Origin of the sequence: Desulfosporosinus sp. SYSU MS00001, from assembly GCF_049943955.1 — a bacterium.
Classification (GTDB): Bacteria; Bacillota; Desulfitobacteriia; order Desulfitobacteriales; family Desulfitobacteriaceae; genus Desulfosporosinus.
In genome coordinates, this window is record NZ_JBNFTW010000022.1 from 1 (window position 1) to 5,570 (window position 5,570).

Genomic DNA, 5,570 nt, shown 5'->3' on the forward strand with positions numbered 1-5,570 from the left:
CATTTTAACATTCTCTCTTAATACTGTCAACAACTATTTTCTTAGAGCAACAGGTTTGAGTGAATTTAAAAGGCGCTGTTCTCGAGCGCTTTGTTATAATACCACTTCTTCCTTAACTATGTCAACAGTTTTTTTCTTTTTCTTATTTGATCCGCCTAATTCTGTGTAATTCATAGTTTTACTAAATCAAGCTTTATAAAGAAACAGCTAATATGCATATTTTTAAGATTTTAGACATAATTTGCATTACCATTATATTTGACGTTTAAAAAAGTGAACATAACCTAAGGTAAATGTAAACGTGTGTAAATCAGCCTATTGTTCTTTGGAAATCGGTTCTCCCCAATCTTTTCTTTTGCTGGACCCTGCCGAAAATCTCATTGCAGATTCAAGTATACTCTTACGTCTAGCCGGGAAACCAAGCGGAGTAATACAAGGTAATATCTCATCATTGTTTTGCCCAATCACTTTAAAAAATTCCCCTTTTTTAAAGGTCCCCCCTAACCAACGGGTTCCAAGCCCTAGAAAAGTCGCATAAAGAATCAAAGTTCAAAAATATATCCGAAATCCTCCAAATCCATAGTTCCTTTTTTGCCCACTGCTACACCATATAGTTTAGCCCCCTTGATAACACCATAAGTGCCTAACCGTATATTACTCCCTTTGAGGCCCGCATCGTTTTCAATAATTTTGAACCGTAACTTGCTTCCAAAGGGTCCTACGATCGAAGCTGCGAACTCTTGGAGTTTTTCTTTAATTTCATTTGCCAAGGGTAATGTTTTATCGTACGTCCTTACAGAGATTCTCTTTTTAATCGATTCGACAACTGGAAATATAAACTGTCCTTCCATTAGCTTTTGTCCTCCATATTTTCGTCATATTCCCTTATCAAAAGCAGTAACTCCATCTCATAGACATTTTCTCTTCATCTGTTCAATGGAGTTAAATTAGTATTTTGCAGTAAGCTGTAATAGATTCATTGGCGTTTGGATCGTTAAACGGCCTAAATCGTTTTGCCCTAAAATCCTGGCATTTTCTCGAGTTGCCATCGAATACACCTCTAGCTTTGAGATTCCAGCTTGAATCAGCCAATCCATTTCATCAAACAAGCTTTCACCATGAGGTACAAGATAGGCACCGGCATCCGTGCCGATTCCGATACGAACATTCTTTTGATAGGCTTCATAAATTGCAGCAAGTTGTGTCTCAAGAATTCGTTTTAAGGTGTCAATCTCCTTATCTGAATAGCGGTTTGTCGGGTATTTTAAAATATTACCAATGGGAGCAACCGTTGGTATCCATGCTATACCCTGATTTTTCATCTTATTCAAGTATTCAGATGTCATATAATAGCCGTGTTCAATCGAATCAACTCCGGCGTTAATGGCAATTGAGATCCCTTCTTCACCGCTGGCATGGGCCATCACTGAAATACCTCTCTGGTGAGCAGTCAGAACGATTTTTTTTAATTCTTCAACGGTCCATTGCGTTGGTCCAACGACCCGAAAATTATCAAAACGTATTAGTCCTGAAACAATGACTTTAAGTTGATCTATGCCTTGAGCATAAAAATTAATTATGTTCGATTGCCAATCGAAAATCCCATCAAAACCGCGTCCTAAGAAACGGCCATACATACCTGTGCGATTTACTGCCTCATGCACAGAAATCACTCTAGGTCCAAGCCAACTACCCTCATAAAGTTGATTCCGGGCAAACCAACCAAACCCAGGTTGATCTCCTCCGTCCCTGATCGCAACAATCCCTAAATTAAGGTAGGTTTGCAGATAAGCTTGAATGTTTTTGTAAATTAAGTTCGGATTTTCCCAATCTTTCAAGCATTGGAAGAAATCTAAACTGTCCAAAGCCAAATGGACATGGGCATCGATCCACCCCGGCTGGAGATAATAGGATTTCCAATCATAACATTCCGCATCAATGTTTTCAGTAATCCTTAAAGGTTCAAGACTATGGACTTTGCCATCTTTCCATTGAAGGACAGTAGGTAAGGAATTCAAACCATTTTCAGGACTCCAGAATCCTCCAATAATTGCCTGACCTTTAAGGGGTATTTCTATAACTTTTTTCTCAGCACTACATGATATATTCAAACAAATTCACCCCTTAAAAAGACCCCTTCGTTTTTTGTCGAAAGATTAAAAATTAAGGTAAAGTAAAATTCCCAATTATATGTTAAGAACTCAAGAACGCCTGCATACTTTGCTATCACAACAATTATTATATGTATCTATTCTACTGCTCTTAAAAATAACCTCTGAGTTTTCTGAAACATTTAAAAGAATTGTCTCTTACAAAGAAGGAGCAATGGCTTAGAACCAATGCTCCTTTATGTCAGCAATTTATTTTATGTCACGAGACGGGATCTGATTTGGAAGCAACTGCTTTCCTGATAAAAAGTGCTGGGATCAAACCAATTATTGCTAAAACTGTCGCGACGATAAAAGAATCATTAATCCCCTGAATCGTAGCTTGTTCAGATACTAAGCCGTATATTTCCTGTAATCCAAGAATACGACCTGTTTGGGGGGAAAGACCCAGATGGGAAATGAAATTGTTTAGCTGGACAAGAATCGACGGATTGAGTGAGGTAATTGTACTTGAATAGGTTGCAAAATGGATGGTAGTTCTTGTCGACATTATTGTGACCAAAATAGCTGTACCCAACGAACCTGAAACTTGACGCATCGTATTGAACATGGCAGTACCATGACTATTCAAATGTCTCGGTAATTCGTTAAGGCCTGCCGTCATCAGCGGCATCATAATTAATGACACACCCAGAGAACGAATCGTGTAGAGCAATAATATATTGTCGTACATGGTAGCATTGGTGAGTTTAGTAAATTCCCATGTTGCTATGGCGGTAATCGTCATTCCTACTACTGCTAATACCCTGAGGCCAATAAGATCAAATATCGCGCCGGCAATGGGTCCCATAATTCCCATCAGCAACGCCCCGGGTAATAGGAGGAAACCTGATTGCAAAGGCGTGAAACCGCGAATATTTTGTAAGTATATTGGCAGCAGCATCATTGCTGCGTACATAACTGTCGTAACGACAGCATTAATTATTATTGTCAAAGTAAATGCTCGGTATTTGTAAACACGCAGGTTCAACATCGGAGAATCTACCGTAAATTCACGCCTTATAAAAAGCAGTATTGAAAAAATCCCAACTGTTAGGAAAAGTATAACTTCCGTACTGCCCCATCCTTTGTTGCCCGCTTCGCTAACCCCGTAAAGCAAGCTTCCTAAACCGATTGTCGAAAATACAGCTCCCCATACATCAAACTTCGGAAAACTTAGTTTCAAAACGTCTTTCATCCAGATTACGGCTAAAAACAAATCCAGAGCTCCAATTGGTACGAGAGCGGAGAAAAGAAGACGCCAAGAGTAGGTCTGAACTACCCACCCTCCGAGAGTTGGCCCGATGGCTGGCGCAAAAACCATGACGATCCCCATAGTTCCTAAAGCTTTACCCCTTTGATGAGGGGGAAAAATAGCAAGAAACACATTGGTCAATAAGGGCATAAGAATTCCAGCCCCAATTCCTTGAATAATTCTTCCGGTCATAAAAACGGGAAATGTCGGAGATATGGCACAGACCAGTGAACCCAACGTAAAACTGATCATTGCCACAAAAACCAGTTTCCGGCTTCCTACTGATTCCATAAGGTAGGCAGTAATAGGAATCAGCACTCCATTGACAAGCATATACCCCGTTACGATCCATTGGATAGTGCTTGCCGAAACATTAAAATCCAGCATCATATGTGGTATTGCTACATTATCCAAAGTTTGATTCAAAATGGAAACAAAGGCACCCAGCATTAAAACAATCAGAATTTGAAGAGTATTAAAGTCTTGAATGCCGGTATCTCTTCTAGTAATCATTGCTTGACTCCCTTATCTTATATGTATTCGTGCTGTTACACTCATCCCCGGAGAGAGATTCAACCCTTTATAACCATCAAGCGTTATTATTACCGGAATAACCTGTGTCACCTTAGTAAAATTGGCGGTAGTATTTTGTTGGGGGAGAAGTGAAAATTGTGCGGCAGTTGTCAGTCCGATTTGGCTTACTTTTCCTGAAAGGGCAGTACCGGGATAGGCATCGACGTATACATCCACACTCTGATTTTGTTGGATGTTGTTGATATTCGTTTCATTTATGTTAGCGCTTACCCATAAGGCATCCATGTTATAAGCGTAAGCTAAAGGGGTTCCTGCTGCGACAAAACTATTAGGGATAACGTTTTGCTGAACAATCGTACCATTAGCCGGCATAGTTATATCCATTGTTGTAGGAGTTGTTGCTGTGGTTCCCCCGACCACTTGAAGCCCGCCTAGACGTTGCCCTGCAGTGAATCGACGGTTTACCGATCCATTCCAATCGGCAATTTTACCATTGCCCAAAGCACCGATTGTAATTTGTTGACCATCAATGCGGGCATTATCTGTCGTAACGTAATAATAGGATTGATTGTAATAATAATAAACCGTAATTCCTCCACCTATGATCAGCGCCAGAACAAGAATATTAATTAAAATAATACGGCTCGTATTTGATCCACGTCCGTTGGCCATTCTTTTTAACCTCCTTAAGCTCCTGTACATTTGCGATTTCTGAAACATCATCAATTAATCGTTAAACTGCAGCTAATTTGCGCTATATTCTTGTTAGCTATGACAGGGAATATTAGGAAGCTAAGGAATCAGGACATTTGAATAGTAGTTTATTAAAATTGGTAATCTAACGAAAGAGGTTGTTAAAGGAGGCTTAACAAAAAAATGAACGTCTATATTGTTTATGACAGCGAAAGCGGCCATACTGAAATGCTTGCCAAAGCAATTGCCGCAGGTGCTGAAAGTATTAAGGATACAAAGGTACATCTAAAACATGTTTCAGAAAGCAGACCCGAAGAATTAGTAGGGATGGATGCTATTATTTGGGGATGTCCCGGTCATTTCGGAACAATAAGTGCTAATTTAAAAGCCTGGATTGATGATCTCGGGATTCTATGGGCCGAAGGCAAATTAATTAATAAAATTGGAGCCGTTTTTTGTACGACAGCATCAGTTCACGGCGGAATAGAATCAACTCTCCTCAACCTCATAACACCCATGCTTCATCAAGGAATGATCATTGTTGGTTTACCCGGGAATGTTCCGGAAAACGCCCTCTTCGGCTCGTATTATGGAGCCGGGATTACATGCCCGGTGGAAAGCAGCCCTGATAGTCCTCCAAATATGCCCACGGAATCGGATTTAGCATTGGGAAAAGCCCTCGGTCAACGAGTTGCAGAAATCACCCGTATGTTTTGCCGGGTTTAGAGAGCCAGAACATAAGTTGTCGTTAATAATCCAGTAGAATTACCAAAAGATATTCCTTCTGGCAGTAATAAAAAGAAGACTTGGTAAACTGAACTGAACCCCTAAATACGGACATTGAAAGAAAAAGACCTCCTATTGTAGAATTAGAAACTGCAATAGGAGGTTTTGTTATGTCCGGAAAACGTGGAATGAAACATTTTGGGGAAAGCATTATT

5 protein-coding genes are annotated in these 5,570 nt (G+C 39.9%); 1 reads left to right on the top strand and 4 read right to left on the bottom strand.

What is annotated here, in order from left to right:
* Positions 1-542: 542 nt before the first annotated feature.
* From ACPUYX_RS20685 to ACPUYX_RS20700, 4 genes are all read right to left on the bottom strand, one after another.
* The gene (locus ACPUYX_RS20685; RefSeq protein WP_426381469.1) at positions 543-851 is read right to left on the bottom strand and encodes a nitroreductase family protein; all 309 of its coding nucleotides are present in this window, start codon (positions 849-851) and stop codon (positions 543-545) included.
* A gap of 96 nt (positions 852-947) precedes the next feature.
* A complete protein-coding gene (locus tag ACPUYX_RS20690) occupies positions 948-2,111 on the bottom strand; it encodes an amidohydrolase family protein (protein WP_426381470.1) in 1,164 nt (387 codons plus the stop codon).
* Positions 2,112-2,370: 259 nt separating this feature from the next.
* Positions 2,371-3,915, bottom strand: a complete 1,545-nt coding sequence (locus ACPUYX_RS20695; RefSeq protein ID WP_426381471.1) for a DHA2 family efflux MFS transporter permease subunit — start codon at positions 3,913-3,915, stop codon at positions 2,371-2,373.
* Between the two features lie 12 nt (positions 3,916-3,927).
* On the bottom strand, positions 3,928-4,608 hold the full coding sequence (locus ACPUYX_RS20700) for an HlyD family secretion protein (RefSeq protein WP_426381472.1): 681 nt from the start codon (positions 4,606-4,608) through the stop codon (positions 3,928-3,930).
* A 204-nt stretch (positions 4,609-4,812) separates the two neighbouring features.
* Between ACPUYX_RS20700 and ACPUYX_RS20705 the strand changes: the two genes are divergently transcribed.
* Positions 4,813-5,355, top strand: a complete 543-nt coding sequence (locus ACPUYX_RS20705) for an NAD(P)H-dependent oxidoreductase (RefSeq protein WP_426381473.1) — start codon at positions 4,813-4,815, stop codon at positions 5,353-5,355.
* Positions 5,356-5,570: the final 215 nt, after the last annotated feature.